This window comes from Paenibacillus cisolokensis (assembly GCF_018403665.1).
In the GTDB taxonomy this organism is placed as follows: Bacteria; Bacillota; Bacilli; order Paenibacillales; family Paenibacillaceae; genus Paenibacillus_AH; species Paenibacillus_AH cisolokensis.
In genome coordinates, this window is sequence record NZ_BOVJ01000229.1 from 1 (window position 1) to 4,694 (window position 4,694).

At 61.2% G+C, this 4,694-nt stretch carries 4 protein-coding genes and 1 pseudogene; all 5 read left to right on the forward strand.

Annotated elements, in window-relative coordinates; genetic code table 11:
- Nucleotides 1–316, forward strand: a pseudogene (locus PACILC2_RS28230) (ABC transporter ATP-binding protein); the annotation flags it as partial.
- Between the two features lies 1 nt (nt 317).
- Nucleotides 318–1,331 carry an efflux RND transporter periplasmic adaptor subunit gene (locus PACILC2_RS24815; protein ID WP_213531595.1) on the forward strand — a complete coding sequence of 338 codons (1,014 nt, stop codon included), beginning with the start codon at nt 318–320 and terminating at the stop codon, nt 1,329–1,331.
- A 28-nt stretch (nt 1,332–1,359) separates the two neighbouring features.
- On the forward strand, nt 1,360–1,875 hold the full coding sequence (locus PACILC2_RS27675; RefSeq protein WP_244863830.1) for a hypothetical protein: 516 nt from the start codon (nt 1,360–1,362) through the stop codon (nt 1,873–1,875).
- The gene (locus PACILC2_RS24820; protein WP_244863831.1) at nt 1,875–4,247 is read left to right on the forward strand and encodes an ABC transporter permease; all 2,373 of its coding nucleotides are present in this window, start codon (nt 1,875–1,877) and stop codon (nt 4,245–4,247) included. Before PACILC2_RS27675 ends, PACILC2_RS24820 begins: the two co-directional genes overlap by 1 nt.
- A gap of 4 nt (nt 4,248–4,251) precedes the next feature.
- Nucleotides 4,252–4,694: ABC transporter ATP-binding protein (locus PACILC2_RS24825; RefSeq protein WP_213531593.1), on the forward strand; the 443-nt coding region annotated here is incomplete at its 3' end.

Sequence of the window (4,694 nt, forward strand, 5' to 3'; positions counted from 1 at the left end):
CCGAAGTGCGCGCCCGCGCCCGCGAGGCGCTGGAGCAGGTCGGGATGGGGGGCCGGATGAAGCACAGGCCGGGCGAGCTGTCCGGCGGCGAGCAGCAGCGTGTTGCGATCGCAAGGGCGATCGCTCATCGGCCGGTATTGCTGCTGGCGGACGAGCCGACGGCCGAGCTGGATTCAAAACCGGGCTGCAGGTCATCGGTCTGTTCCGCCAATTGGTGCAGCGGCTGAACATGACGGTCATTCTGACGACGCATGATCCGAACGTGATGGAAATTATGGACCGGACTTTTACATTGGAGGATGGTCGGATTGTTTGAAATGAAAGCGTTTAACCGAAAACTGCTCGGCGGCTTCGCGCTGCTGCTTGCGCTCGTGCCGGCCGGCTGTTCGCTGCTGCCGACGGAGGAAGAGCCGATTCCGCCGCCGCTGATCAAGCCGGCGGAGGAGCAGTACGACACGGTCAAGGTCGCGACCGGCACGATCGAGCGCTATTTCCAGGGGACGGCGACCTTCGTTTCCCGTTCGTCCTCGCAGGTCTATTTTACGCAATCGGGGGGAAGGCTGGTCAAGCTGCACGCCAAAGTGGGCGAGACGGTGAAGAAAGGACAGCTGCTTGCCGAGCTCGATCACGGCGATCTGGAGCTGCGAACAAGCTTGCAGCGGCTCGCCGTCGAGAAGGCCGAAATCGAGTTGAAGCGCAGCCGGGAGGGCGGCGACCCGAACGACATCCGGATGCGCGAAATCGATCTGGAGAGCGCGAAGCTGACGCTGAACGCGCTGGAGGAGCAGATCGTCCGGAACCGGCTCACGTCGCCGATCGACGGCATTGTCACGTATGTGTCCGACATTCAGCCGGGACAAACGGTGAACGCTTACCAGGCGATCTACTCCATAGCCGATCCGAATCAGGTGCAGCTTACATACGAAGCGCAGAATACGTCCGACATCATCGCGGTGCAGCCGGGCATGCAAGCGGAAATCACGTATCAGAAGGAGAAATATACCGGCACCGTGCTGCAAACCCCTTCCTCGGCGCCGCTGTCCGGCGACGAGGCCGAACGCGAGCGCAACGCCAGGAAGCTGATCCTTCAAACCGATGCCAAAGGGGAAATCGGCCAGTTTGCCGACTTTAAAATTTTTCTGGAGCGGAAGGAAAACGTCATCGTCATTCCCCGATCCGGGCTTCGGACGTATCTGGACCGCAAGTACGTTCAGGTGATCGACGGGGAGCGGCGGAAGGAAGTCGACGTCGAGGTCGGCATTATGACTTCCACGGAAGTTGAGATCAGGCGCGGATTGGAAGAAGGGCAGGAAGTCATTCTGAACAACTGATCTTTTCGTTCAAGAGAGAAGGCAGGGGATGGGGTTGGCCTTATTAACGATGATATTCCGCAAAATGCTCAAAAACCGCTGGCTGCAGCTCAATCTGTGGCTGGGGTTGACCGTATGCGTCGCGCTGTTCGCTTCGATGCCGATGTATACGGGAGCGATTTTGCAGCGGACGCTGATCAAGGAGCTGCAGCAGCATCAGAGCGACACGGGACAGTTTCCCGGCTGGCTGCGGGTGACGAGCTCGCTTTCCCCCGAAGTGCCGGTAAACGAACGGCCGACCCGTATCAGGGCGGCTGACGAACGGTTCCGAAGCGGGATCGGACAGTTCGGACCGTCTGTCATCGACTGGGCGATCAGGCGCAGCACGCAAAGCTATGAGACGATTCCGCAAAATGCGACCGAGGCCGAGCTGAAATCGAAAAAGCCGGCCAACGTCGTCGCCTACTCCAACCTGGAGGATCAGGCCAAGCTGCTCGACGGGCGGATGCCGTCCGCCGAGCCGGTGGACGGCGTCATCGAGGCGGTCGTGACGCAAAAATTTTGATGGAGTACAAACGGGATCTGGACGCCGTCTTCCAGGTGAACAATTCGGCCACCGGAGAGACGCTGCTGATCAAGCTGGTCGGCGTCATCGAGCAGAAACCAATCGAGGAGGCCTATCTCCGCTCGCGGGTGGAAGGCGGCGGACGGTCGTTCATCGTGGCTTTCGACCTGTTCGAGAAGGAAATAACGGACAAGGGACGGCTGCAAATCATCGGACTCGAATGGCAAGGGGCGTTCGACTACAACGAATTGAAGGTGGCGGGCATCGGGCGGCTGGTAAGCGAGGCGGGCCGGCTCGACCGTTACTTTCTGAACCGGCTCGGCATGCATACGATGGATTTTCCGGCGCTTGCGACCGTCGGCGAATATTTGAAGACCGAAGAGCGGCTGAATCAGCTGTTGTGGGCGCTGTACGCGCCGGTTATCATCATGCTCGCTTTTTATCTGCTGCTCGTATCGAATAAAATCGTCGAAGGGCAGAAAACGGAAATCGCGGTTCTGCGAAGCCGGGGCGCGAGCCGGCTGCAAATCGTGCTGGCCTATGCGGCGGAAATCGTCATTCTCGGCTTGCTGGCGTTCGCTGCGGGACCGTTCGTCGGCTACGGCTTTACGATTATGCTCGGCGCTTCCGACGGCTTTCTCGAATTCGTCAACCGCGCCGCCCTGCAGGTGGAGTTCAATTCGAAGGCGCTCGCTTCTTCGGCGCTGGCCGTCCTCGGCGCGATCGTGCTGACGCTGCTGCCGGTCGTGCGCGCCGCGAGGGTTTCGATCGTCGACCGCAAGCGGACGGTATCCCGCACGGAAGGCTGGACCTTCTGGCACAAGAGCGGCATCGACCTGATCCTGATCGGCATATCGGTCTATTTGCTGTACGGCTTCCGCCGGCGGATGGACGATTTGCAAAATCTCGGTCTGGACGCCGGCATGATGAGCATGGACCCGCTGCTGTTTTTGACGCCGGCGCTGTTCGCGCTCGGCGGCGGACTGCTGCTGCTGCGGATCTATCCGCTGTTCATCCGGCTCGTGTATGCGCTCGGCCGGCGCCGCTGGCCGCCCGCGCTGTACTCGGTGCTTATTCAGATCAGCCGCTCGTCGAGACAATATTTGACGATTCAGATGTTTCTCATTTTGACGGTCGCGACCGGGTTGTTCAGCGCTCACGCGGCCCGTACGATCAACGATTACGAGGAAAACAAAATCCGGTATGCGAACGGCGCGGACATTACGCTGTCGACGCTGTGGGAGAACGACGCGCCTCCGCCGCAGATGATGGGCGGACCGCAGCCGCCCGCAGCGGAAGCGGCCGAGCCCGCGCCGGCGCCGAAGCGGGTGCAGTATACGGAGCCGCCGTTCCTGCCGTTCACGGAGCTGGAAGGCGTGCGGTCCGCCGCCCGCGTGTTCCGCAAACCCGACGCCAATTATGCGAGCGACGGCAAGAATGGCGGGACGGCTACGTTACTCGGCATCCGGACCGACGAGTTCGGCGCGACCGCCTGGATGCGCGACGGCTTGCTGGACCGGCATATCAATCATTATTTGAACCTGATCGCGACCGATCCGAAGGCCGTGCTCATTTCCCGTTCGGTGGCGGAGGAAAGCGGATTGAAGCCCGGCGATCCGATCCGGATCGGCTGGAACGGACTCGACAGCGCGCTGTTCACCGTCTACGGCATCGTGGACTACTGGCCGTCCTGGAACCCGAACCCTCCGCCGACGGAAGCCGGCAGCGGGAACGCCCTGGCATCGCGCCCCCAATTGATCGTCGCGCAGCTGGCGACGATTCAGAACCGCCTTGCGCTGGAGCCGTACGAAGTTTGGCTCAAGCTGGAACCCGGAGCGTCAAGCTCGGACGTTTATGAAGATATCAAGAATAAAGGGCTGCGCATCACGAGCCTCAAAGATACGTCGCAGCTGCTGATCCGGTCCAAGAACGATCCGTTCCGGATGGCGATTAACGGCGTCATGACGCTTGGCTTCGTCATTTCCATTGTGATCAGCTTTTGCGGTTTTCTGCTGTTCTGGGTGCTTACCCTGTCGGGAAGAACGCTGCAGTACGGCGTATTGCGGGCGATGGGCATACCGTACGGGCAGCTGGTCGGCATGCTCGTCAGCGAGCAGATATTGACGTCGGGCGCGGCGGTTCTGATCGGCTGGCTCTGCGGCCGCCTGACCGGCGAATGGTTCGTTCCGCTGTTCCGGATGTCCTTCCATCCGTCCGAGCAGGTGCCGCCGTTCCGGGTCGTTCACGAGCTGGGCGATTATGCGCAGTTGTTCGGCGCCGTCGCCTTCATGCTGGCGGCCGGGCTTGCGATACTCGGATACCGGATGTTCCGTATCCGCGTTCATCAGGCGCTGAAGCTGGGGGAGGAATGAACGGATGATCGTATGCGACGGACTCGTTAAAATCTATAAGAGCGCGGATCTGGAAGTCGTGGCGCTGCAGGGACTCGATCTCCGCGTCGAGCCGGGGGAGCTGATGGCGATTGTCGGCAACAGCGGCAGCGGCAAATCGACGCTGCTCAACATGCTGGGCGGCCTCGACCGGCCGTCTGCGGGCAAACTGACCGTTGCCGGCAAAGATCTGCTGTCGATGAGCGACCGTGATTTGATCCGCTACAAGCGGGAGACGGTCGGCTTCGTCTGGCAAAACAATGCGCGCAATCTGATTCCGTATCTGACCGCGCAGGAGAACGTCGAGCTGCCGATTCTGCTGCGGGGCCGCCGCCGCAAGGCGAGGGCGCTGGAGCTGCTGGAAGCGGTCGGCCTGCAGGACCGCCGCCGCAACCGGCTGAGCGAGCTGTCCGGCGGCGAGCAGCAGCG